The following is a 24,881-nucleotide window of genomic DNA, read 5'->3' as shown; positions in this document are numbered from 1 at the left end:
CACATGTTTGTTTAATTTATGGCTTTATGCCTCTGTTTTAAAGCCAAGTATTATGGCTTTGCTGCTGCTCCGCCTGCAATGCTTGTGTCATCAATCGTTACAACAAAATGACCATTTGCTATCTTTGGTGCGGCAGCATTCTTCCATTGGATGGCCAAGCCATTCCGATAACGCAAATCAATGGCAGATACTTTGGCCCAAACTGGCTTCAAATCACTTTGAGCCAAATAACTCAAACGTTGCAGCTTACTCATGGTTTGATCCTGATCTACGATAACACGTAAACCTGAATCGAACTGCATAAACCAAGTCATACGCTCCGTTAAATATAATTCTTTTAAACGAAGGTTGACTGGCTGGAATAATTGATTAATTTCATTATAACGGCGCATCATCATTTTAGACTGACTGATTGGGCCGTGTAATAAAGGCAAATTCTGATTATTTTTCGGTGTCACTTCGCTAAATACGTCACCACTGTCACTTAAGAGACGCCCTGTCCCCCAACGTGCAATTGCATGCCGTGGCATGACGCGAACGCGAATCGCATTCGGCCATGCGCGCGAAACCACCACACGATCAACCCAAGCCAGCTCTAAAGTTCGATCACGAATTTCTTCTAAATCTGAGGTGAAATAATTATGAGTAATGGCTGGTGAAACATGTCCCATCACCTGATTTTTTTCCGCCTCAGAACGTACACCTACTACATCAAGTTCGGCCACTCGTGCATCTGTCATGACTTGATATAAGCCATAAATACCAACCAACAGCACCGCCACGGCAACGACCAACATCACCCAACCACCGAAGTTGGCAAGCTTTTCCTTACGCGTCGGTGGTTTATCGTGTATCGAAGTAATCGCTGCGCGTTTACGGCGCATAGAAGCAGGTAATTGCGCCATTTAGTGAGCCGCACCTGTCAGTGTTTGCTCTAAAATTTGGACACAAAGCGCATCAAAGCTATAACCCACTGCATTTGCAGCTTTCGGCACCAAAGAGTGACTGGTCATCCCAGGTACTGTATTCACTTCTAGTAACCAGAAATTGCCTTGCTCATCTTGCATCGCATCAATACGACCCCAACCACTTGCTCCCACCGCTTGGAATGCACGGAGGCAAAGCGCTTGCAACTTTTGCTCTTCTTCAGTGCTTAAGCCACACGGAATTCCGTATTCCACATCATTACGTTGATATTTCGCTTCATAATCATAAAAAGCCACATCCGCAGGCGGTTGTAGACGAATCACAGGTAGCGGTTGACCATTTAAAAATGAAATAGTGAACTCGCGTCCCGTAATCCATTTTTCAGCCATCACCACAGCATCGTGTTGGGTCGCTTTGGCAATTGCCTCTGCCAAATCTTCTGCTTTTTCAACTTTACTCATGCCGACACTTGAACCTTCGTGTACCGGTTTGATAATCAGTGGAAGACCCAAATTCGCCACCACTTCAGCTAAATCTGACTCTTGGCTAATGATGCGATAGGGTGCTGTCGGTAAGTCTGAACCCTGCCAAACTTGCTTGGTTTTAACTTTATCCATGCCAATAGCAGAACCCTGTACGCCTGTTCCGGTATACGGGATATTGAGCCACTCCAAGACCCCTTGGATTTGACCGTCTTCTCCACCGCGACCATGTAACACAATAAACGCACGGTCATAACCGACCAATTCGGTCACACTACGCTCTTGCGGATCAAAAGCTTCTGCATTTACACCCGAACGAACCAATGCTTCAAGTACAGCTGCACCACTATCTAGAGAAACCTCACGCTCAGCAGACTTACCACCAAGCAACACCGCTACTTTGCCGAATTTTGAAGCATTTGACACGTTGATATCCTTAAACTTTATGACTGTTTTATTCATTGAGTAATCACAAAACGTGATTATTTTAAATATAAATGATTGCTTGCAAGCTCAACCGAGATAGCCCCCACATTACCTGCGCCTTGCGTCAATAACAAGTCATCCGCTTGTAACACTTTTTTCAACGCATGCTGCAAATTACCTTCGACTGGATCGATCAAAATCGGCTCTACATCGCCACGTAAACGAATACTACGCGCCAATGAACGACTATCTGCCCCCACAATCGGTTTTTCACCCGCAGGATAGACTTCAAGCAGCAACAGCTGATCGACATGTGACAATACATCCACAAAGTCATCGAAACAGTCACGGGTACGGCTAAAACGGTGCGGCTGGAACATCATCACTAAACGGCGGTCTGGATGGCTTGCTCGTGCAGCTTTAATGGTCGCTTCGACTTCTTTTGGATGGTGACCATAGTCATCCACCAATTTCACATTACCGCCGTCGATGTCAAATTCGCCCTGGACTTGGAAACGACGGCCTACGCCGCTGAAACTTTCTAACGCACGTGCAATCGCAGCATCAGATACCCCTTCATCGGTTGCAATACCGATTGCTGCAAGCGCATTTAAAATATTATGCAAACCCGGCAAATTGATGGTTAAACGTAAAGGCTCACGATCTTTACGCAATACGGTAAAGTGCGACTGCATGCCTTCTTGTTCAATATCCACTGCACGAATGTCATTGTCTTCGTTAAAACCATACGTGATCAATGGACGACCAATACGCGGCATGATTTCACGAATGTTGGCATCATCGCCACACACCACAGCCAAGCCGTAAAACGGTAGTTTTTGTAAGAACTGTACAAAGGTATCTTTTAGGACATCAAAGCTACCACCGTAGGTGTCCATGTGGTCTGCATCAATATTGGTCACGATGGTGGCCATTGGTTGCAAATGCAAGAATGAAGCATCTGATTCATCTGCCTCTGCCACGATAAAACGACTCGCGCCCAGTGCTGCATTCACACCAGTACGATTCAGCAAACCGCCAATCACATAAGTTGGGTCGAGATTTTCTTCTGCCAACATACACGTGACAAGGCTAGTGGTCGTGGTTTTACCATGCGTTCCCGCAACAGCAATCCCATGACGGTAGCGCATCAGCTCACCCAGCATTTCTGCACGGCGCACCACAGGTGTACGCGTTTCAATGGCTGCTTTAATTTCTGGGTTTTCTGCATCAATTGCAGTCGACACCACAATCACGTTTGCCCCTTGAATATTTTCAGCGGTATGCCCGATATAGACTTTGATGCCGTTTTCTTCAAGCTGAGCCGTGGTTTTTGATGCTTTGATATCTGAACCTGAGACTTTGTAGCCTTGGTTCTTGAGCACTTCAGCAATACCACACATACCCGCACCACCAATCCCAATAAAATGGATGTGCTTAATACGGCGCATTTCTGGCACTTTAATTAACTTTTTTGCTTGATCAGCAGGCGTAGATGGCGACATAAAATACTCGGTTTACAATGCTTGAATTAAACGAACCACATGTTGGGTTGCATCGGGTTGTGCTTGCTGACGTGCTTTCACTGCCATTTCAGACAATAACTGACGGTTCATCAAGGGTAATAATAATTCTTTTAAACTCTCGGGCGTCATGCTTGCTTGTGGGCAAATTTTGGCTGCACCGATATTGGCTAAAAACTTTGCATTGGCCGTTTGGTGATCATCCACTGCACTTGGCAGCGGAACAAAAACCGCAGCCACACCCGCAGTCGCAATCTCGGTCACGGTTAACGCCCCAGCACGGCAAATAATTAAATCGGCATCGCTATAGGCTTTGGCCATATCTTCAATAAAAGGGTGAACTTCAACCTGAAGCTGTTCAGGGGCATCGGCATAACGCGCTTGGGTCGTATCTGCATGGTTTTGACCACACTGATGATAAACGCTTAACGGCACATTCAATTGCTTCAATGCTTCAGGAACACGCTCATTTAACGCTTGTGCACCCAACGAGCCACCCACAATTAAAACTCGAAGCGTAGCTCCAGCTTTTTCACGTTCTTGATAACGCCAAGACGGATTTAAAATTTCCGTAATCTCTTTGCGGACGGGATTACCTGTGGTCACAATTTTATCTTGTGTCGCAAAGGTGTTTGGAAAAGCCTGACACACTGTTTTGGCAATACGTGATAACTGCGTATTGGTAAAACCCGCAATCGCATTCTGCTCATGAATAATCACAGGAATACCCAATGCGCGCGCAGCCAATCCACCAGGCCCAGCGACATACCCCCCAAAGCCCGCGACGGCATCGACTTTGAGCTGCTTCATGTAACGCATTGCACTTAAAGTGGCTTTTAAAATTTTAAAGGGTGCCAATACTTTGCGGACTAAGCCATTGCCGCGCACACCTTGAATATCAATTTGATAAATTGGGATATCATGATTTTTAAGCAGGCGATTTTCCATACCTGTAGGCGTAGCAAGCCACGAGACTTGGCAGCCTTGTTGCTGTAATTCCTTAGCCACAGCAAGTGCTGGAAAAACATGCCCGCCCGTTCCGGCAGCCATCATCATTACATGTTTCGGCTTTGTTTGTGTTGCTTCGGTCACAGTCTAATTCTTCAATTCTAAAAATATGGAAACAAAATTCAATTTTAAGCGATCAATTGTAATCACAAACGCATAGCCGCGAAAGATTATTTACTTTTTTTCAACAGGCATTTGATTGTTTTTTTCTACTGATTTTCAAGTTTAAACTAGATTTGTTATCAGATGTGCATTTTTACTCAAACTACAGCACACAATCAGGCTCGACAGCGCAATTGGCTAGATTTAAAATTAAAACCAGGAAGGTGATTGGAATCAATTATTTAACATCATTCTAAAGCCCAATTCGCGTCATTTTAGCGCCTAGAAATACAATCTGAGTGCATACATTTGAGTAGGATGAAAATTTGTAGTGTCTGGCAACATAATCCGCTTTATTTTCAACCAAATTGATACACTTTGCAGCAAAGCACAGCTCTATTTCAAAACCAACCATCTCCATGAAGTAAAAAAGGAACCATTTCAGGTTCCTTTTCTGTCGTTTTAGCTGGCTTTGCCTACTTCCAAGACATCAAATAAATCATCGGCAATCGAGGTACCAAATTGCGCATCAATCTCACGAATACAGGTTGGACTGGTGACATTAATCTCGGTCACATAATTGCCAATCACATCAAGTCCGACAAAAACCAAACCTTTTTCACGTAAGAAGGGTCCCACTTTTGCAGCAATCGCCTTGTCGTTTTCAGTCAAAGGACGTCCTTGACCCAAACCACCTGCGGCCAAATTCCCACGGACTTCACCGTTTTGTGGAATACGCGCCAAACAGTACGGAATAGGTTCACCATTGACCAGCAAGATACGTTTATCCCCTTCCACAATTTCAGGAATATAACGCTGCGCCATAATCGGACGTGTGCCCATTTCCGTCAACATTTCCAAAGTTGAGCCAATGTTCACACCATCTTGATATAAACGGAAAATTCCCATGCCACCCATCCCATCGAGAGGCTTCACAATCACATCACCATGTTCTTTGATAAATTCACGGATCAGGCTTTGTTGTGAAGTCACTAATGTAGGGACTTGCAGTTCGGGGAACTGCGTGGCAAACAGTTTTTCATTACAGTCACGTAAGGACTGTGGTTTATTGATAATCCACGCGCCTTCACGTTCCGCTTGTTCCAAGATATAGGTGGTGTAGACAAAGTTCATGTCGAATGGTGGATCTTTACGCATCAAAATCACATCGTAATCGGCCAAGGACTCTTTTTGCTGTTCACCCAAATGATAATAATGATCGTAATCTTCAAACACTTTTAAGGGAGAAATCAGACCAAAGGCTTTGCCTTGATCGATATATAAATCGTGTTGTAATGCATAACCCAGCTCATGTCCGCGACGGTTTGCTGCCCATAACATGGCCATGGTGGAATCTTTTTTCAGATTCACCGTTTCAATCGGGTCCATCACTACCAGTACACGCATAATTCTCACGCTCAAATTTTTTAAACTTGGCAAAAAGTATAGCGAAGTTTTCAGGTTTGGGTGCAACAAGTTGTGTAATAATTAAAGATTAAAAAATCTATTTTATTCAAATAACTACAAAACATTACAGTAACAAATCAAATGCTAACTGCTTAATTCAACAAAGGGAGTATATGTCTATTACCACGCGACAGCTCCTTTCCACACTTTCTCCATTAAGTCAAAAGGCGTTGAATATCCTTGGCAATTTTTTCAGGTTTAACAATCGGCGCATAGCGTTTCACCACCTGTCCTTTTTGGTTAATGAGAAACTTAGTGAAATTCCACTTGATGCTTTGGCTACCTAAAATACCTTTAGCTTCAGTGGTTAAATACTGATACAGCGGATGTGCTGTAGGACCATTCACATCAACTTTGGCAAACATTGGGAAAGAGACTCCATAGTTACGCTGGCAAAAGCTGCCGATCTCTTCATTACTCGCAGGGTCTTGCTGCGCAAATTGGTTACAAGGAAAACCTAAAATCAGCAGGCCTTGCTGTTGATAGTCCTGATATAACTGCTCCAAACCTTTAAATTGCGGGGTTAAACCACATTGGCTAGCGGTATTCACCACCAATAAAACCTTGCCCTGATAATCGGCCAGATTCTTTTGCTCACCTTCCAACAGTTCGGCCTGAAAATCATAAATTGTAGTCATTACATCTCTTCCATTCATCAAAATGTCATTAATTAAAGTCGCTTCAAGTTCTGAATCGATCTCAACCTCAAATAAATATCGCACACAATTAACTTGTGCGCAAGATTATTATACACAATACACTTTTATCCCTATTTCATTTATACTGCTTTACAGACATTAACACCCCAAGGACATGCAACATGGCGGACATCCCACTTTTAGAAAACCGCGTGTGTTTTGCCATGTATTCCGCAACCAATGCCATGGTTCGTCAATACCGTCCACGCTTACAGGTTTACGATCTGACCTATCCGCAATTTATTGTTTTGTTGGCTTTATACGAGCAGGACAATGTGACGCTGACCGAGATTGGACAAAAAACCTTTTTTGACTCAGGCACCTTAACCCCAATTATTAAAAAACTAGAAGAAAAACAGTTTTTAAAGCGTGTTGCTGTCAAAGAAGATGAACGTATGAAAAAAGTCGTTCTGCTGGAAAAAGCACTCTTAGCCAAAGATAAAATTATGGCCATTCCATTTGAGCTGGCGTGTTCTTTAGGTCTAGATCCCGATGATTTGGTAGCCATCCATCAACTGTGTCAGCGTTTTTTAAACGGCTTAGAACAGCCTCAACACGACAGGCGAGATAATTAAGTGCAACAAGCGATTGTCGGTTTTCATCTCGATGAAGAACATCATTGGGTGGCTGAGCTTGCTTGTGGCCATACACAACATGTCCGCCATACTCCACCGTGGCAAAACCGCCCTTGGGTACAAACTGAGCAAGGACGCCAAGAAAAAATAGGCGTTCTTTTAAGCTGTAAAAAATGCATGGAAAATGCACAAAAATAATTCTTTTGTATTTTCTTCAAATTTTAATGCTTATTTATCAATTTTTTAGAAAAATTAAAAAGCCTGTGCAGCTGTACTTTTCAACCCAGTAAAACTATGTAGAAAAAATGAATATTACCATAAGTCTTGTTCATTTTTAGTAAATGATTATACTTCTCATTTTTATTGGCAATTCACTCTCTCCGAGCCTTAAATCATGATGAAATTTTCACCACAGCCGCTTTGTGGTTCAAACCTATTCAAATATAGCCTTCTCAGCTTTATGATTTTAAATGCGCATGCAACCTATGCGGATGAAGCGACGCTACAAAATAATGAGAATCCCTCATCTCAAGCGACGACAAACAAATCGAATACAGCAGCAGTTCTGCCCACCTTGAAAATTGAGGCAATGAGTGAACTTGATCCAATCAAAAGCTATGTCGATTATGATCAGGCCAATGTCACCCGTAATGGTTTAAAGAAAAAAGACATTCCTCAAACCATCGACACCATCGATGTACAGAAATATAAAATCTATGGCTCTAACGACCTCAGTGTGATGCTACAAGGCACACCAGGGGTTTCCACTAGCTACGATATGCGCGGTGATGGCATTACTCTTCGTGGTTTCTCTGCGGATTCTGGCGATATTTACCGTGATGGTATTCGTGAAAGTGGCCAAGTGCGTCGCAGCACGGCCAACATTGAACGCATTGAAATTTTAAAAGGCCCTGCCTCGGTGTTATATGGTCGTAGTGCAGGCGGCGGTGTGGTCAATATGGTGAGTAAATATGCCAACTTTGACTCAAAAAGCTCAGTCGGTACTTACGTAGGCTCATATGATAACTACGGTGCAACAGCAGATATTAACCAAGTCGTAAATGACAACTGGGCTGTGCGCTTGACGGGTGAATACGGTGAAGCGGATAGTTTCCGTTCAGGCATCGACAGTAAAATTGAAATGATCTCGCCAAGTTTCACTTATAAAAATGATGATGAAACCCTTACGTGGACCACACAATATACTTATGACAAATTAGGTCGAGTACCAGACCGTGGACCTTCTTATAGTGTTTTACCTGCTGGAACATCCATTAAAACGGGCTTTGCACAAAAAGGCGATTACGTTGATGATGTACTACAAGTCATTCGTTCAGATGTAAGTTATGAATTTGCGCCAAATTGGACTTTCCATTGGGCTGCGAGCTACAGACAAGCCGAACAAAACTTTGATCATTTTTATTTAGGTGGCTACTGCGCAACTGCAAATACTGTAATCCGTAACGCAGCTACATGCCAAGGTCATGTAGGCGACATCTCTCAAATCTATTATTGGCAACAAACAGACAATAAAACAACAAGTAATACTTTTGATATTAAAGGCGAATTCAACACGGGATCAATTAAACACAACCTTGTTTTCGGCAGTGACTGGAGCTATGAACAGCGCGAACCGCGTCTAGCCAATACCAATCAAAATGGTTCTGCAATTTATGGTTATGTAGACCCAATTACAGGTGAACGCCAAGCCAGTCGAGGTACAGGTCCACTTAAAATTAGTCAGCACAATTATAATCAGGGTACAAGTTTAGGTTTCTTTGCCCAAGACTTAATCAGCTTAAATGAACAATTCAAAATCATGCTCGGTATGCGCTACGACAGCTATGATTTTTCTACCACCAGCAAACTACCAAATGTTGATGCAGATAAACGTAAACGATCTGTCGATGATGATTCATTTAGCCCAAATGTCGGCGTGGTCTGGCAGCCGAATGAACATCAAAGTCTGTACGCATCATACAGTAAAAGTTTTGCTCCCTTTGGTGGCTCTATGGGTGTAAACCCAATTTCATCAGCAAACCAAGATATGAGTATCTTTAATGCTGAACCACAATATAACGAACAGTACGAAATTGGCGTGAAAAGTGATTGGTTCGATGAACGCCTAAATACACAGTTCTCTGTTTATGATATTCGTAAAAAGAATATTCGCTACCGCCCAGACCCAGATGTTCCAGACGTATGGGCTGTGGGTGGTGAACACCAATCTAAAGGCTTAGAATTTAGTTTCATTGGTCGTGTACTGGATAATGTATTTGTCCGCGGTGGTTATGGCTATACTGATGCTGAAGTTAAAAAAGACAAAGAAAACCCTCAAAATGTAGGTAATAAATTGTCTAACACCTCTAAAAATACAGGCAACCTATTTGTCCGCTACTTACCTACCGAAAAACTTCATGGTGAAGTCGGTGTGACTTATGTGGGCTCTTACTATCCAAACATCAATAACTTGACCAAGATGGATGGTTTCAATCGTGTCGATGCAGCCATTGGTTATAGTGCTGATCCATGGAACCTGACCTTAGCTGTCAGTAACTTGACCAATAAAGAATATTGGCGTTCGGACTCTATGCCAGGTACACCACGTAGCTTCCTCATGCGTTTGAACTACCAGTTCTAAACCCCTTTAGTTAAAACGCCATCTCAAGCGGAACAGGTCACTGTTCCGCTTTTTTATGCTTATCAAGGGGTGCCTAAGCCAATCGATGCATGCTTCTAACCTTTTCTGATAAAGCGCATGAAACGGATTTTCAGGCCTGACTGGATTTGTTACTGTTTTCTTAAGTTAAATGATTTCCGCGAGTAATCATGACAGAACGTAGCAATTACGCACGTGTGGCAAAGGCAATTGAATACATTGAACAAAACTTCAAACAGCAACCCAGTTTGGCTGAGATTGCTGAACACGTGCATTTAAGTCCTACACATTTTCAGCGTATCTTTAGCGAATGGGCAGGCATTAGCCCGAAGAAATTTCTGCAATATGTTAGTGTGGAATATGCAAAGTCGGTTTTGAACAATCACACAGAAAATAATATTTTTGCAGCAACCTTTGACACTGGCCTTTCTAGTACCAGCCGATTGCATGATTTATTTGTCCAAATCGAAGGGATGACGCCCGCAGAATATAAACAGGGCGGTGAAGCACTCCACATTCACTATAGTTTTGCCGAAACCATTTTTGGCTCCGTCATTATTGCCTCGACCCCTAAAGGGATTTGTCATATGGCCTTTACCGAAGTAGATCGGGATGCATTGGCCTATCTGAAAAAACAGTTCCCACGTGCGACATTTATTGAAGATCAGGATGAATTACAACGCAAAGCGCTCGCGATTTTTCAGCAAGATCAAAACAGCCTATCAGAGATTAAACTGCATTTGAAAGGCACCGACTTTCAGCTCAAGGTTTGGCAAAGTCTGCTTAAAATTCCTATGGGGCAGCTCAGCAGTTATGCACATATTGCCCAAGAGATTGGGCAAGAGCGTGCCTCACGAGCGGTCGGAACAGCAATTGGTAACAATCCCGTTGCCTTTTTAATTCCATGCCATCGGGTCATTCAGTCTTCAGGGCAACGTGGCAACTATATGTGGGGGACAACACGTAAAACCGCGATGATTGGCTGGGAAGGTGCGCATAGTCAAACACTAGCCGAAAAAGAGAGCGAATAAAAAAGGAAGCCGAAGCTTCCTTTTTTCGTTTCAACGTTTAGACGCCATACTTCACGCGGTAGGCTTCCATTTTTGCTAAAGCCTCTGTCTCACCTTTAGCCTCTAAATAATTCATCAAATCTTTCATGGTCACCAATGCATGCACAGGAATTTCCAATTCTTTTTGGACTTCTTGAATCGCAGACAGTTCACCTTGACCTTTTTCTTGACGGTCTAATGCCACCAACACACCTGCAATCTGCGCACCCGCATTTTTCAAAATGGTGACTACTTCACGGATCGCTGTCCCCGCAGTAATCACATCATCAATAATCCAGACTTTTTTGCCTGTAACGGATGCACCAACCAAGACCCCGCCTTCACCATGATCTTTGGCTTCTTTACGGTTAAACCCCCAAGGTACACTCACTCCATGATTTTGTGACAAAGCCACAGCTGTTGCAGCAACAAAAGGAATCCCTTTGTACGCAGGACCAAAGACCACCTCAACATTGTTGCATTCTGTCAGTTTGGCTGCATAGCCAGACGCCAGTAATGACAAGGCTTCACCATCATTGAGTAGACCGGCATTAAAAAAATAAGGACTCACACGACCCGATTTTAAAGTAAACTCACCAAATTTAAGCACGCCACGTGATAATGCGAGTTCGATAAAAGCTTGAGGGTTAAATGTCGCTTGCGTTGTCATGCGGTGCTCCGTATTTTCAAATTGAGGTAAGACTTGCGCATGATACCAAAGAGTAGCTATCCAAGTGATCAAAAAATTTTACGTGTGGTTTCAATTAACGTAAATGGTCTACGTTCTGCAGAAAAAAAAGGGATTTTTGATTGGATTGCCACATCAGATGCTGATGTGATTTGCATGCAAGAATCGCGCATCACCCACGAACAATGGACCGATAAATTTAAACCTGAAGGTTGGCATACTCACCTGTTCCCTGCTGAACGTCCAGGGTATGCTGGCACTGCTATTTATAGCCGTTTACCATTTGTTTCAGTCACTGATGGGCTTGGTTTTGAATTGGCCGATTCTCAAGGCCGCTTTATTTCGGCTGAGTTTGACTTAGGCTTAGACCAAAACGTGCATATTTGTTCACTCTATTTACCATCGGGTTCTTCTGGTGAAGAAGCACAAGTACGTAAAGACCACTTCTTAGAAGAATATAAACAAATTTTGAAACAATGGCGCGATGAAAATAAATCCGTGATTGTCTGTGGTGATTACAACATCGTGCATAAACGCATCGACATTAAAAACTGGTCAGGCAATCAAAAAGCCTCGGGCTGCTTACCGCACGAACGCGCTTGGCTCGATCATATTTATGATGAACTTGGCTATGTCGATACTTTCCGTGAAGTACGTCCAGAAGCTGAGCTTTATTCGTGGTGGTCAAACCGTGGACAAGCCCGTGCGAAGAACGTGGGCTGGCGCATTGACTATCAAGCGTGCTCACCTGACTGGAAAGCCCGTACAGTCAATGCTTGGGTCTATAAAGAAACATGGTTTAGCGACCATGCACCTGTCATTATTGACTACAAAATCTAGAAAAATTTAAGTATTTAGCTCATATTCAGTGAACACTTGTTTACTGAATATGAGTTTTTGACCTACATTATCTGCCGTTTTTTGAGTCTTTTTCTGATCAATCAATCAGTGCATTATGTTTCCACGGCAAAGGGACGATGTCAGGATGACAGCACAAGGACAGGACGCCGTAGGATGAAATTAAAACGAACTATGGAAATAGTTGGTTTTCAAGGATGTGACAATGGACGTTGTAATGAGACCCGCATGATCAGGATGATTAAATGCGGGTTTTCTCTTTTTTAGTCTCTGCCTTTTTAATGCTTCTTCTTTTTATATTCTATTTTTCTTTGATTTAATTCTAAAACGCTTTTATGACAAGACGATGACGCTGTTGACTTAAATCGCGACACTAGAGCTGCTGTGCTTTTTCCGTTACTCTAAACCCAGCTTAAAATTCAAAAGGGTGTTCCATGTTAAATGTGTATGGCATTAAAAATTGTAATTCAATGAAAAAAGCATTCGACCTACTGAATGAGTTAGGTTTAGCGTATGAGTTTCATGATTATAAAAAACAAGGCATTGATGCTGCCACTGTCAAAACATGGCTTGATCAGATTGGGGCAGATGTAGTCCTGAATAAAAAAGGGACCACTTGGCGTAAGTTGACTGAAACAGAACAAGACACTGCTTTAGCTTCAGAGCAAGGACTAATTGATGCCCTCACCACACATAACAGTCTCATTAAGCGTCCCGTAATTGCAACCCCGAAAGGTTTTATTGTGGGTTTCAATGAAGATGCAATTCGTGCCCTAAAAGCATAACAAAACAAAAAAGCCGAGCAATTGCTCGGCTTTTTTTGTTGGATGGGATTAGTTCGCGCGAATCCAAGTTTGGTTACGGCCTAACGCAGCCACGCCAATATAACCACGAAGCTCTAGTTTTTTACCACCAGCAGCAATGTTGCCTTTTAATTTATAGGTTTTACCAGTTTGCGGATCTAAAATTGATCCACCGTCATAGCTTGTACCACCCACATTTTTCAGACCATGTACAATCGTTAAACCTTTCAACGATTTGTTTTTGTATGGGCCTTCACACTTGGTACATGCATTTTCTTCACCTGGCGTCAAAATACCTTGAATACTCGCAGTTAAAGTTCCATTTTTTTGCTCAGTGAATTTAACCAAGGCTTTCGCTTGTTTAGTTTTATCATCAATCGTTTTCCAAACAGTGCCATTCAGCGGATCTGCTGCATGAGCTAGAGCGGTTAATCCTAGTACGCTTAGTGCAAGTGCAATTTTTTTCATTTTTGTCATTTCCCTAGTCTAGTATAGACGACTATCATTATTAAAAAGTCACAACAATTTTTCAATTTTTCAATGTGACCAATTAGTGTAACCTTGTAAATTATGTTGGTAAATACACAAACTCAAGGTAAAACAAATAACAAAATGGAATAACTATGAAGATTGCCGATCCATGGAAACAAATCATTACAGAGCAGTTTTTAAAAACCACGATTCGAACCCCAAGTCGCTTTAGTCTCCCACCCAGTAGTCAGCGTTTTCTTCTTGAACAAATGTGTCGTGCATTTCCGCTCAATAAGTCGATCCAGATTCGTCCTCTACGTCTTGCAGGCCTGCGTGCGGAAGAGTTAAAACCTGAAACTGAAGCCACTCAGCTCATTTTGCATATTCATGGTGGAGCTTTCTTTTTGGGTTCAATGAATACCCACCGTGCGTTTGTCTCAGACCTTGCAGCCAGTACACAAATGCAAGTCATTCACCTTGACTATCCGTTGTCACCCGAACACCCCTATCCTGAAGCCATTGATGCGCTGTTTGATGTTTATCTGCTGTTATTGGAGCAAGGGATACAAGCCAAAGATATTATTTTATCGGGGGATTCATGTGGTGCAAATTTGGCCCTAGCCTTGGCGCTGCGGATTCGTGATGAGCAACGTCCTCAAGTCAGTGGACTAATTCTACTTTCGCCGTTTTTGGATTTAAGCTTAACCAGTGAGTCTATTCGCTATAACAGCAAGCTCGATGCACTGTTATCCATCGAAGCTCTTGAAACAGGCATCGACTATTATGTTCCTGAGCAAATTGACCCAGCGGACCCGCTCGTTTCACCTTTATTTGATGATTTAGCAGACCTCCCACCGACCCTTGTACAAGTCGGTTCGAAAGAAATTCTCTTGGACGATGCCCAGCGGTTTAGAGATAAAGCGACCAAGGCCGGCATAGATGTGACATTTAAACTATACACAGGCATGTGGCATAACTTTCAAATGTTTAATGCATGGTTTCCAGAAGCTAAAATGGCATTGGATGACATCGCAACCTTTGCTCAAGCGCTCGACCAAGACTAGACAAATTCCGCATAAAAAAAGGTCAGCTTAACGCTGACCAAATGAGGAATCATGGATCTACAGTTATTGTTATTAGATCGCTTGCACCTGCGCTAAAGCTGCTGCAATGGCTTTGTCTTTCAGCTCTGGGCCCATATTCACGCCTTCAGCACGAATGATTTCAACATCGGTCACACCAGTAAAATTAAAGACAGTTTTTAAGAAGCCTTCTTGGAAGTCAACAGGACTATTTTCACCATAGACACCACCACGACTACTGGCAATATAGGCTTTCTTGTCACCAGCCAAACCAACAGGGCCATTTTCCGTATATTTAAAGGTACGACCTGCAACACTAATGCGATCAATCCATGCTTTTAAAGTCGAAGTAATCCCGAAGTTATACATCGCCGCACCAATCACCACAACGTCCGCATCTAAGTACTGTTGAATAATACGTTCGCCCAAAGCCGATTGTTCTGCATTTTGACCCATTAAAATTTCTGCGTCTAAATGTGGAATCGGTTGCGTTGCCAAGTCCAAATATTCAACCTCAACTTGCGCATGCTTTTCGCTGAGTTGCGAAACAATCGCTTGGCTCAACTGACGAGATACAGAGGCATCCGCCATAATACTTGAATCGATGTGTAAAACTTTCATGGGATGTTCCCGCATAATCTTTATTGAATAGTTGCATCTTAAAAGAATCCTTCTCTTAGAATAATTGGTTTATTTAAAACACTATGTTGCAAAAATAGAACACTTTTCCCTTTTTATAGGGATATTTTTTCTATGGTTTTAGATGCTATCTTTGAATTCAATTTTAAGAATTAATTACACTATTTAAATTAAAAAGAATATGAAAGTATGAGGATGAAACGATTGAATGAGTTCATGGTTCTCAATATCTAAACAGCTAAGCAACAGCAAACTTTCTCATTATCTACTTGAAGAGGAAGTCATCATGAATTGGAGCACCTTGAAAAAGTGCATTCTGATGTTGGTTTTGGCTTGCATTATTCATGTTGCTTGGCTCGGTTGGGATAGCTTTATCCTACTGAACCCGCAATATTGGCAGGTGGTCAATCTCGATATTGTACGCATCTAATTTGTACTGAACTCTATCTTTTTACTGACCTTGTCAGGACTGATTTATCCCTGCTATGTCCTACATGATCGCGTATGGGTGCAGCGTTTTTTACCCTATGTCGCGATCGGCATTTTTGTCATTTCTCTTTGCCAAGACAGCTATTTCGTCGGCGTATTAAGCCCAATGACTATGATTACCTACATGTGCTTGCTGACCGTGGGCTTAGTCCTGTTTAAACGCAAAATCATTTATATCATGCTGATTCTCGCAACCAGCTTTTTGGTCTTCTCAGGCTATCTCAGTTTTATAGATGTCATGCCCTACTCTCCACTTTTCACCATTAACGGCAAGCTGTTTTATAATGGGTTTTGGTTATTTTCAATGCTGTATTTCATTGCCCCTATTCTTGTCACTTGTCTGATTTTATTTGAAATCTTACTCAGCCAATGGCGGCATCGTGAGCGACTGATTCAACATTTAAGTCAGACCGACCCACTCACCAACGCCTTGAAACGCCGCAGTATTAACCAAAGCTTAGATGAGTTGCATCATGATAAAAATTGCCCCTATGCCATCGTGCTTTTAGACCTCGACCACTTTAAAAATATCAATGATCAATTTGGACATCATATGGGAGATACGGTTCTGATTGCCGTAAGTCAAAAATTAGGCCTTCATTTGCGTGAAAGTGATGTAGTGGGCCGTTTTGGGGGTGAAGAATTTATACTCATTTTAAAGCAGTCCTCTGCTCTTAAAGCTCGTCAAATCGCGGAACGTTGCCGTGCAGCCATTGAAGATTTAGTGATTCAAAATGAAAATGGACGTGCAATTCGCATTACTGCCAGTTTCGGCATTGCCCTAGCGGCGGATAAATTGAAACCGCAACAGCTTTTGGATCAAGCAGACAAAGCACTCTATGCCGCTAAAGCCAGTGGACGTAATCAAATCAAATGCTATTTAGAAATCAATCCCAGTGAGATCAAATATAGCGCCGCATGTGCAGACACACAGCATATTTCACCTAACTAAACGGCTTCTGCCCGTGCCGCGTCGACCCATTGTTTAACCGCAGGATGCTGCATGATGTGTTGCATATACTGCTGGCTGCGTTCGGCTACAGGTAGTGCATAACTCTTGAAACGCATCACTACAGGGGCATAGAAGGCATCGGCTATAGAAAAATCACCAAATAAAAAGGTATGCTCATCCGAACGCTGTGCCCAAATTTGTTCAATTCGTTCGACATCTGCTCTTAATTCAGCATGCTGCGCCCACAAAGCTTGACCCTCAGCTATGCTGTACTGCGCTTGAATATTCATGGGGCACAATTGGCGTAGTGCCATAAAACTACTGTGCATCTCACAACTGATACTCCGTGCTTGTGCTCTCAAATGGGTCAGCTTGGGCCACAGGGCTAAATCTGGATTTTGCTCGACCAAATATTCACAGATGGCTAAAGAATCCCAAATTTTAAATTCGCCCACATCCAATACGGGCACTTTGGCATTGGCATGAATGAGGGACAGTTGCTCTTTAAAACTGGGATTTGTCGCATCAAAGCGAACCAGTACCTCTTCAAAATCGATGTTAAATGCAGTCAAGACCAGCCATGCTCGCATCGACCAACTGGAGTAATTTTTATTGGCAATATATAAACGTTGCATCCCCCGCTCTCCTTCAGGTTAAAAACGTTGTAATTGAGCTAGCAGTTCAGCCTCAGTAAATGCACCCGTTAAACGTAAACCACGAATTTCTTGTTGTGAGGCATCTAAGAATAAATAGGTCGGTGGTCCTAAAATATCCCACTGGTTTAAAAGCACTTGATGGGTTGCATCGTAATGACTCAAATCCAATTTAATCAAATAATATGGCGCAAGCGCTTGCTGTACCTTTGCAGACTTTAATATACGGTGTTCGATTGGCTGACAAGCAACACACCAATCCGCATAGACATCGACAATAATCTTTTGACCTTTTGGTGCTTGTGCCAAGAGCTGCTTAAACTCCGTTGCCGTCGCTGCCACATGCCAACGCGCAGATGCAGCCACTGGCGCTTCAAAGAAACGCTGACTCTGCTGATATTGGCTATAGGCAATGTACGTCCCGCCAATGACTAGAGCCACGATGTACAGCATACGCAACTGAGTTTTATGCCACATCAAACGATACAACACATAAATAATAAAGCTCAAGCCTAGCAGCAGACTCAGTGCTTGCATCCATGTTTCAGAAAGCAAAGGACGCACAAAATACAGCGCCAAAGCCAACATGATGAAAGCAAAGAATACCCGAACCTGATTCATCCACAGCCCAGCACGAGGCAATACCTTAGCACCCAGTACGCTTGCCAATAACAATGGTGTCCCCATACCAAAGCCTAAGGTGAACAACAAAATTGCCCCTTGCCACTGACTTTGTGTTTGCGAAATAAACAGTAAAGCGCCTGCCAAAGGTGCCGTCATACACGGTCCAACTAACAGCGCAGAGATCATGCCCATCATCGCAGCGCTGATCAGGCTTCCACCCTTTTGCATAGACTGGATATGATCAAGTTTATTCACCACGGCTTGTGGCAGTTTAAGTTCAAACAAACCAAATAGATTGAGCGCGAATAAAACAAAAAGAATGCTAAAAGCAATCAGGGTGGATGGCTGTTGTAACCAACGCTGGAAGTTCAAACCCGCAGATGAGGCCACCAAGCCCAAAATGGCATAGACCATTGCCATACTGCACACAAAGACCAAGGCAATCATCCATGCTTTGAGGCCTTTGCTATCGCGAATAATTAATGAGGTTAAAATCGGCAACATCGGCAAAGAACACGGCGTAAACGCGAGTAATATCCCGAGGCCAAAGAACAGCAATAAACCATAGGCCAATGAGCTTTTGGCTAACTCTTCAGACCAAATTTGGTCTTGCGCAGCAATCGCATCGGAAGCTGTTGCGGCGGGTTCAGCAGTGACTGTTGGGTTGATAGGCTCAAATTTCGGATTCGACTGCGCGGCTAAATCTAACAGTCGTTTTGATCCACCTGCTTGGTCTTGTAGGCTGACCAAGCCATTGACATCCGTTTTAAACTCAATGCTTTGCGGTGGATAGCAAATGCGATCTTTGGCACAGCCTTGCCAAGTCACCTTATAAGTTTGTGAAGCCTGCGTGTCTAAGTCAAATTGCACTTGTTGATAATAAACTTGGGTGTGTCCATAGTTTTCATCATACAAATCATGCGCAGGCGGCAGCTCAAGCTTAAGGGGCTGACCCGCCTGCTGTACTTCAAATTTGTGCTGATACAGATAATACTGTTCAGGGATATTCCAGTGCAGTTGAGCCGTATGCTCAGTCGTGGATTCCACTGTAAATGGAAAAGCATCTTCAGCTGAAAGAAGTGGAGTTTCCGCATGAACGTTTAGGATACTGGCCCAGATACACAGATTGATGATCAATACTGACAGCGCCAGATACCACGTTTTGCCGCTCATCCCCTGTTTCAGATGAAGATGCTTTTTCATAATATGTTCTTTTTTCTAATTAAAATAAGTATGAAACGCCAAGGCCTGAATAATAACTTTTATCTGCACCATTTAAGTCAACACCAACACTTGCGTCCAACTGCATCCGATTATTCACCGCATACATGACACCTGTACCGAGCGCATATTCATTGTCTTGACTTTCTGCTTTACGGTAAACCAATTCAGAAAAACCACTGAGTTTATCGGTAAATTGATATTCTAAAGTCGGAATCGCAGAAATGGCCCAATCACTATTTTGCACTTCATAACGCATGGTGATGGATGTCGACACGAGGTCGCTATAATCGTATGCCACCACAGATGATAGGCTATAAATATCATCTTCATCGGTGAAACCATCATTACCTGTGGCAATAATCGCTTCAGCCAGTATCGCCATACTCAAGCGTTCATCATCCAAAGGAATCGCCGCTTTTACACCGACACTGACATCACCCAAACCGTCTGTTTCAGACTTGTGGCCGGCCACTTTCACTTGTTGCCAAGAAGGTCCAGCCCAACCCAATTGTAATTCGATGTTTTCAGCTAAACCTGTGCGCAATAGCATATCTGCATTTAAGCTGGTGGTTTTGACTTTTTCACCATCAGCCGTGGTCGATTCAGCATAGTGCGCATTGGCCAAGCCCTGCTCCCAAGCCAACTGTCCCACAGGCGTAATCCCTGTCCCTATACCCGAACCCGGACGGTCAAAAGAAAAATCTGCGGCCATCGCATTCATACTGAACCCAGCGGCTACACATAAACCTAAATGTTTTAATTGCATCATGATGATCTCGCTGTTTAAGCTAATTCTTTTGTCATTTTTGCACCATGCTGACGAAGCAACTCTAAGGTTTGCTTTTCTTCAGCCAATGCTTCGGCCCAATTAATTTCGTCAAACTCACAATCAAAGAATAAATCGCTAATTGAAGATAAAATAGTTAAGCCATCTTCATCTTTGCTGTTTGGATCAACTTTTTCATCCAACAACCGTTTGACCGCTGGCGCACATGCAGCACTTGCAGCATCCCAAAGTGGGCCATAAATTTCTTCTGTATCCCACAAATGCAAGTTTGCTTTGCCATGAATCAGTTGTTCTAAAATGTCTAAATGGACCGCTAGAGTCTGTTGTTTTTCTTTTTCTGACAGTGGTGCACCTGCTTCATACGCTTCGCAAATCGCTTCCCACCATTTGAATAAGCCGTCTGACCAAACAGAAATCACAGGTCCTTTTTCAGGATCGATAAAATTGAGGCTTAACCCATCAGTCAATAGACGTTGAACTTGTTGAAGATCTAATTCTTCAAGTGCTTGCACGAAAGCTTGTTGTTGCGCGGTTAACATGGAGATGACGCTCTTCAATTCAGTTTATTCTATTATGCCGAATAAACGGGACATTTGTTATCCGTAATGTTGGATAAAAGTGAGTGCCCAGCATTAAAAAAGCCCCTGATTGAGGGGCTTTTTTTAAATTCGGTGAGGTTTAATCTTCCTCATCATCAACTAGGCCATCATCCTGATCTGCATATACAGGTTGGCCAGCACGTGGTTTATCATTTTTTTCAAAGGTATGTTCTAAACTACGTTTCAGGCGATCGATCGCGCCATGAATCGCAGTATCGACATTATGACCTTTATGATTTACAACCACGGGTTTTAAACCTGCTGGACGCGCTTCAATCATACATTGAATGTCGTCATCTCCGCCTTTATGGCTATTGGCATCACTTAGATGCACTGAAAAGTGGGTAATTCGCTCACTGTGACGTTGAAATTCTTGATTCAGCTCTTCGCGTATATAACTAATTAAACGGTCACTATTTTGAATGTTTTTATCTGTACGGATTTCTATGTTCATAAAATAACATCCTCTCTCTTTCTTTATTCGACTCTTTTTTTGTACGAAGATTTTTATCTCTTGGCACACTTGTAACTTACTGTTTTAACAGTATTCGACCATCTTCAATTGCTTTGGAATGTAACCTCCATCGATTGAATGATGAACACTTTTGAGTCTACAGATCTGTGTCCTTCTCCTTTGAATATCGGGCCTAACTGAAAATTATGCAAGTGATATTTTTAAAAAAATATGAAAAGGATACTTATTGTGACAAGCCCTTACTTGCATGGCTAAAAACAGATGGATTTGATTCCATCTTCTAACTATTCAAGTGACTTCATTGGCTAGAATAAACAAAAAAATCTAATGATTATGACAACTTCAATTACGGCAGGAATGACTGCAAACATCGATCATTCATTCTTTGCAAACATCCCCAAATAAGTGCAAACCCTGTTCCATTCTAGGATTTTCCCGAGCTGTATCATGTCGATATTGCTAAATTTATTATTCAATCACCTAACATTTTTTCCAAGAAGCTCCATATCAAATTAAGTGTCATGCCTGAAAGGTAACATTAAACCATTTGGTAAAAAAAGTATAAAAAATGGCTCATTTTCAAGTTTATTTTCCATGACATTCGTCAAATTTGGCTTTATTTTTGCTTAATAATCGGTATCCTGTATCCGATTTTTTGGGGAAATATTCATGAAACTGACTCAAATTGCTGCTTTCGTAGCATTATCTTCTGCTGCGGCAATCTCTCAAGCTGCGCCGATTTGGCAAGACTTTAGCATCACTGGTTTATATGGTGAAAACTATGCTCATCCTGCAAATATGGGTGACAACAACCAGCAAACGACAGCAACTGTAGAATATACTGCTAAGTTAAAATATGGTGATTTTTTCGGTTTTGCTGACCGTGCTCACAATGACTTTGAAAACAGCACATATTTCGAGCTTTCTCCTCGTTTAAGCTTAAGCACAGTGACAGGGACTAAATTAGAAGCTGGTCCGATCAAAGATATTTTAATTGCAGGAACATGGGAAGCGAACAGCTCTAACTACCCAGGTGCAGACTTCAATAACTACCTCTATGGTATTGGTTTTGATCTTGCTATTCCTTATTTCCAATATGCTCAGCTTAACTTCTACAAAGCAGACAATGAAAAAGGGATGACTGATGACTACCAAATGACTGCTGCCTACGGTATCCCAGTTAAACTTGGTTCAGAAGATTTTCTTATTGACGGCTTCCTTGACTGGTCAACAGGTGAAAATGCAACTCATGCAAGTGAATTAAACTGGACAACTCAATGGAAATGGAATGTAGGTAAACACATTTCTCCAGATACACGTCTTTATGTGGGTGTTGAGCACTCAGTTTGGAACAACAAATACGCCATCAAAGGTTTAGACCAAAATGACGTAAGTGCATTAATCAAATACCACTTCTAATTCACTTTTGTGAATATCCAAAAGCAAGACTTCTGTCTTGCTTTTTTTTATGCAAAAGCAGCATGATAACCCTCCCAACGCATACAACCTTGCCCTCATGTCTTTTCTCATTCGTCCAGCCACTGAACACGATCTGCCCGAGATCCAAAATATTTATAATGCAGAAGTCTTACATGGCATGGCCACTTGGAATGAACATGCCTATGATTTAGCGCATTTCCAAAAACAACTACTACACTTTCAACAAAACCAATTTCCATTTTGCGTGGTGGAAGACCAAGAAACGCAGGCCATTGCAGGTTTTGCAGACTATGCCACCTTCCGTAATTTTTCAGGCTATCGTTATACCGTTGAGCACTCGATTTATATTTCGCCCAACTATGCCCGTCAGGGCTTAGGTCAACAGCTTTTAGCGTATTTGATTGAACAAGCAAAAATGCAGCACATGCATGTCATGGTTGCAGGGATTGACCACGCCAATCTGGCTTCAATTGCTTTACATGAAAAGTTTGGCTTTGTACAAACTGGCTATATGCCCCAAGTCGGACAAAAGTTTGGGCAATGGCGTGATCTGGTGTTGATGCAACTGCTGTTAAATCAGTGAGGTCGGGACTAAATTATCACTGGTGACGCTGATCACGGCATAGGTATGCTTGGCCGCATGTTCATAAAAGTTTCTGAGCTGAGCAAAGACTAAACTCAACTCGGCAAATTGCAATTCAATCGATTCGGTCTGAATACCATGTTCCTGTTCTAAGCGTTTCAAACAATTGGTTTGCATATGCTTTTTAAAGTCTTCGATATCCAGTTTTTCTAAAGCTTCCTGGACTTCAACCACACGCACCGCGGTGTTATAACGTACCTCTGTAAGTTGTTTTTGGCGCTCTGCCAAGTGATGCTCGGCTTGCAAACTCAAAGCCAGTAAAGAAGTGCCAGACTTAAAACTGCCTTCCAATAAGGTCTGTAAGATTTTCCAGTTTTTACCTAAAAGCAGATGTGACTCGATGTGCTCCGAATTCAGCACATCGTCGACAGAAATAGATTCTAAAATCAACGTTTCCAAAGCATTGGGCGGAATACTTAATAATAATGTGTCCATATGGCTGCTCTTATTGTTGTTGCTTTCCCTTAGCTTAACGCGTCTAAAAGCACACTGCTCAAACAATTTGTATGAGTAATTTTTCATACAAAGTTAAAGACGACCAACCTTTACTTCCAACCCAAAGGCCGGCCAACACAGACTATAATTTACCCCTCCTAGCAAATGTATATATTGAGACTCAAACAATCGAATCCCTCAAGGGAGTTTTCGGTTTTGATTGGAGAGGACAGAACATCATTGTGATATTTTTCAGCTTGATGAAAAAATTCAAATTACACGTCTAGATCATCCCTAACCAAGTATTTATGCGTTAATATCTCATTTAATTATTCAAAATAATCAGAGGGATAAATGGCAAAATTTTTAAATACAAGTGGTACTAATTTTTTTCTTGAAGAACTCATCAAAAATGCAAAAGAACGCCTTATTTTAATTAGTCCTTATCTCCGTTTAAATGACCGAATTAAGGAATTACTCGAAGATAAAGATCGTCTCAAAATTGACATTCGTATTGTCTATGGAAAAAGTGATTTACACCCAGACGAAATTAAATGGATGCAAAAATTGGATTATGTTCGCGTTAGCTTTTGCAAAAACTTACATGCAAAATGCTATATCAATGAAAGTGAATGTATTATTTCAAGTCTAAACCTTTATGAGTTCAGCCAAGTCAATAACAATGAAATGGGGATCTTAGTCCGTAAGTATGAAGATAATGAAGTCTTCAAAGATGCTTATGAGGAAGCTCAAAGGATTATCCGTATTAGTGATGAAGTACGTATTACTCTAGATGAAGTAAAAGCTGAAGCTTCTCCAGTTTCAGAGATGAAAGAAAGCGAAGAAGAAATAATTTTTACCAAACTAACGACTGCAAAACTCGCAGCAAAAGTTGGAATTAAAACCCCAGACTTATTAGAAAAATTAGTCAATAAAGGCTATTTAAACCTTACAGAAAATGGAAAACATTTTCTTACCGATTCAGGAAAAGCTATTGGTGGTGAGTTCCGAACTGGTCAGTATGGTATTTATTTTTTATGGGATGAAAATACTGAGATTTAAAAACAATAAATCCCTCCAAACCTCCCTTTTAAAAGGGAGGC

The 24,881-nt window shown here is 42.1% G+C and carries 25 protein-coding genes and 1 pseudogene; 11 read left to right on the top strand and 15 right to left on the bottom strand.

Annotated elements, in window-relative coordinates:
• Positions 1-50: 50 nt before the first annotated feature.
• The 6 genes from MF4640_RS00525 to MF4640_RS00500 all read right to left on the bottom strand — a co-directional run bounded on the left by MF4640_RS00525 (position 51) and on the right by MF4640_RS00500 (position 6,573).
• Entirely contained in the window at positions 51-905 is an 855-nt protein-coding gene (locus tag MF4640_RS00525; RefSeq protein WP_058870508.1) for a cell division protein FtsQ/DivIB, read from the bottom strand.
• Positions 906-1,835 (bottom strand): D-alanine--D-alanine ligase, encoded by a 930-nt coding sequence (locus tag MF4640_RS00520; RefSeq protein WP_078388314.1) that lies wholly within the window; start codon positions 1,833-1,835, stop codon positions 906-908.
• 56 nt (positions 1,836-1,891) lie between these two features.
• Entirely contained in the window at positions 1,892-3,340 is a 1,449-nt protein-coding gene (gene murC / locus MF4640_RS00515) for a UDP-N-acetylmuramate--L-alanine ligase (protein WP_005401502.1), read from the bottom strand.
• 12 nt (positions 3,341-3,352) lie between these two features.
• The gene (gene murG, locus MF4640_RS00510) at positions 3,353-4,450 is read right to left on the bottom strand and encodes an undecaprenyldiphospho-muramoylpentapeptide beta-N-acetylglucosaminyltransferase (RefSeq protein WP_078388313.1); all 1,098 of its coding nucleotides are present in this window, start codon (positions 4,448-4,450) and stop codon (positions 3,353-3,355) included.
• Between the two features lie 480 nt (positions 4,451-4,930).
• Positions 4,931-5,875, bottom strand: a complete 945-nt coding sequence (gene gshB, locus MF4640_RS00505) for a glutathione synthase (protein ID WP_078388312.1) — start codon at positions 5,873-5,875, stop codon at positions 4,931-4,933.
• Positions 5,876-6,090: 215 nt separating this feature from the next.
• Positions 6,091-6,573 (bottom strand): glutathione peroxidase, encoded by a 483-nt coding sequence (locus MF4640_RS00500; protein ID WP_078388311.1) that lies wholly within the window; start codon positions 6,571-6,573, stop codon positions 6,091-6,093.
• A 182-nt stretch (positions 6,574-6,755) separates the two neighbouring features.
• On the opposite strand from MF4640_RS00500, the gene MF4640_RS00495 reads away from it, so the two are divergent.
• From MF4640_RS00495 to MF4640_RS00480, 4 genes are all read left to right on the top strand, one after another.
• Entirely contained in the window at positions 6,756-7,208 is a 453-nt protein-coding gene (locus MF4640_RS00495) for a MarR family winged helix-turn-helix transcriptional regulator (protein ID WP_078388310.1), read from the top strand.
• Entirely contained in the window at positions 7,209-7,406 is a 198-nt protein-coding gene (locus tag MF4640_RS00490) for a DUF3565 domain-containing protein (protein WP_078388309.1), read from the top strand. It abuts the gene before it with no gap.
• A 196-nt stretch (positions 7,407-7,602) separates the two neighbouring features.
• Entirely contained in the window at positions 7,603-9,849 is a 2,247-nt protein-coding gene (locus tag MF4640_RS00485; protein ID WP_078388308.1) for a TonB-dependent receptor, read from the top strand.
• 188 nt (positions 9,850-10,037) lie between these two features.
• Positions 10,038-10,898, top strand: a complete 861-nt coding sequence (locus MF4640_RS00480) for a methylated-DNA--[protein]-cysteine S-methyltransferase (RefSeq protein WP_078388307.1) — start codon at positions 10,038-10,040, stop codon at positions 10,896-10,898.
• Positions 10,899-10,935: 37 nt separating this feature from the next.
• Here MF4640_RS00480 and pyrE read toward each other — a convergent pair whose 3' ends face one another.
• Complete coding sequence (gene pyrE, locus MF4640_RS00475; RefSeq protein ID WP_078388306.1) at positions 10,936-11,586, bottom strand: orotate phosphoribosyltransferase; 651 nt, start codon at positions 11,584-11,586, stop codon at positions 10,936-10,938.
• A 39-nt stretch (positions 11,587-11,625) separates the two neighbouring features.
• On the opposite strand from pyrE, the gene MF4640_RS00470 reads away from it, so the two are divergent.
• Both MF4640_RS00470 and MF4640_RS00465 read left to right on the top strand, forming a co-directional pair.
• Entirely contained in the window at positions 11,626-12,444 is an 819-nt protein-coding gene (locus MF4640_RS00470; RefSeq protein WP_062031929.1) for an exodeoxyribonuclease III, read from the top strand.
• Positions 12,445-12,896: 452 nt separating this feature from the next.
• Positions 12,897-13,247: a Spx/MgsR family RNA polymerase-binding regulatory protein gene (locus tag MF4640_RS00465; protein WP_078388305.1), complete on the top strand. Its 351-nt coding sequence runs from the start codon at positions 12,897-12,899 to the stop codon at positions 13,245-13,247.
• Positions 13,248-13,295: 48 nt separating this feature from the next.
• Here the strand turns inward: MF4640_RS00465 and MF4640_RS00460 are convergent, their stop codons facing one another.
• Complete coding sequence (locus MF4640_RS00460; protein ID WP_005401494.1) at positions 13,296-13,733, bottom strand: DUF2147 domain-containing protein; 438 nt, start codon at positions 13,731-13,733, stop codon at positions 13,296-13,298.
• A gap of 155 nt (positions 13,734-13,888) precedes the next feature.
• Here MF4640_RS00460 and MF4640_RS00455 point away from each other — a divergent pair, with 155 nt between their 5' ends.
• Positions 13,889-14,800 (top strand): alpha/beta hydrolase, encoded by a 912-nt coding sequence (locus MF4640_RS00455; RefSeq protein WP_078388304.1) that lies wholly within the window; start codon positions 13,889-13,891, stop codon positions 14,798-14,800.
• A gap of 72 nt (positions 14,801-14,872) precedes the next feature.
• On the opposite strand, the gene MF4640_RS00450 is transcribed toward MF4640_RS00455, so the two are convergent.
• Positions 14,873-15,439 carry an FMN-dependent NADH-azoreductase gene (locus MF4640_RS00450; protein WP_039890677.1) on the bottom strand — a complete coding sequence of 189 codons (567 nt, stop codon included), beginning with the start codon at positions 15,437-15,439 and terminating at the stop codon, positions 14,873-14,875.
• Between the two features lie 226 nt (positions 15,440-15,665).
• Between MF4640_RS00450 and MF4640_RS00445 the strand changes: the two are divergent.
• Positions 15,666-16,898, top strand: a pseudogene (locus MF4640_RS00445) (GGDEF domain-containing protein).
• On the opposite strand, the gene MF4640_RS00440 reads toward MF4640_RS00445, so the two are convergent.
• The 5 genes from MF4640_RS00440 to MF4640_RS00420 form a co-directional block, all read right to left on the bottom strand.
• The gene (locus MF4640_RS00440) at positions 16,895-17,533 is read right to left on the bottom strand and encodes a glutathione S-transferase family protein (protein ID WP_078388303.1); all 639 of its coding nucleotides are present in this window, start codon (positions 17,531-17,533) and stop codon (positions 16,895-16,897) included. The pseudogene MF4640_RS00445 and the gene MF4640_RS00440 sit on opposite strands and share 4 nt — an antisense overlap.
• A gap of 18 nt (positions 17,534-17,551) precedes the next feature.
• Entirely contained in the window at positions 17,552-19,378 is a 1,827-nt protein-coding gene (dsbD, locus tag MF4640_RS00435) for a protein-disulfide reductase DsbD (protein ID WP_078388302.1), read from the bottom strand.
• A gap of 19 nt (positions 19,379-19,397) precedes the next feature.
• Complete coding sequence (locus MF4640_RS00430) at positions 19,398-20,168, bottom strand: transporter (RefSeq protein ID WP_078388301.1); 771 nt, start codon at positions 20,166-20,168, stop codon at positions 19,398-19,400.
• A gap of 14 nt (positions 20,169-20,182) precedes the next feature.
• Positions 20,183-20,725, bottom strand: a complete 543-nt coding sequence (locus MF4640_RS00425; protein ID WP_078388300.1) for a hypothetical protein — start codon at positions 20,723-20,725, stop codon at positions 20,183-20,185.
• Between the two features lie 139 nt (positions 20,726-20,864).
• Entirely contained in the window at positions 20,865-21,239 is a 375-nt protein-coding gene (locus MF4640_RS00420) for an HPF/RaiA family ribosome-associated protein (RefSeq protein ID WP_004691760.1), read from the bottom strand.
• 690 nt (positions 21,240-21,929) lie between these two features.
• Here MF4640_RS00420 and MF4640_RS00415 point away from each other — a divergent pair.
• Positions 21,930-22,679, top strand: a complete 750-nt coding sequence (locus MF4640_RS00415; protein WP_078388299.1) for an outer membrane protein OmpK — start codon at positions 21,930-21,932, stop codon at positions 22,677-22,679.
• Positions 22,680-22,728: 49 nt separating this feature from the next.
• Positions 22,729-23,283, top strand: a complete 555-nt coding sequence (locus MF4640_RS00410) for a GNAT family N-acetyltransferase (protein ID WP_078388298.1) — start codon at positions 22,729-22,731, stop codon at positions 23,281-23,283.
• Here MF4640_RS00410 and MF4640_RS00405 read toward each other — a convergent pair.
• A complete protein-coding gene (locus MF4640_RS00405) occupies positions 23,272-23,778 on the bottom strand; it encodes a DUF1877 family protein (RefSeq protein ID WP_078388297.1) in 507 nt (168 codons plus the stop codon). The two genes, MF4640_RS00410 and MF4640_RS00405, sit on opposite strands and share 12 nt — an antisense overlap.
• 354 nt (positions 23,779-24,132) lie before the next feature.
• On the opposite strand from MF4640_RS00405, the gene MF4640_RS00395 reads away from it, so the two are divergent.
• The gene (locus MF4640_RS00395) at positions 24,133-24,840 is read left to right on the top strand and encodes a phospholipase D family protein (RefSeq protein WP_058870529.1); all 708 of its coding nucleotides are present in this window, start codon (positions 24,133-24,135) and stop codon (positions 24,838-24,840) included.
• Positions 24,841-24,881: the final 41 nt, after the last annotated feature.

The organism is Acinetobacter sp. MF4640 (assembly GCF_002018895.1).
GTDB classification, from domain to species: domain Bacteria; phylum Pseudomonadota; class Gammaproteobacteria; order Pseudomonadales; family Moraxellaceae; genus Acinetobacter; species Acinetobacter johnsonii.
This window is presented reverse-complemented; position numbering and strand designations above follow the sequence as displayed.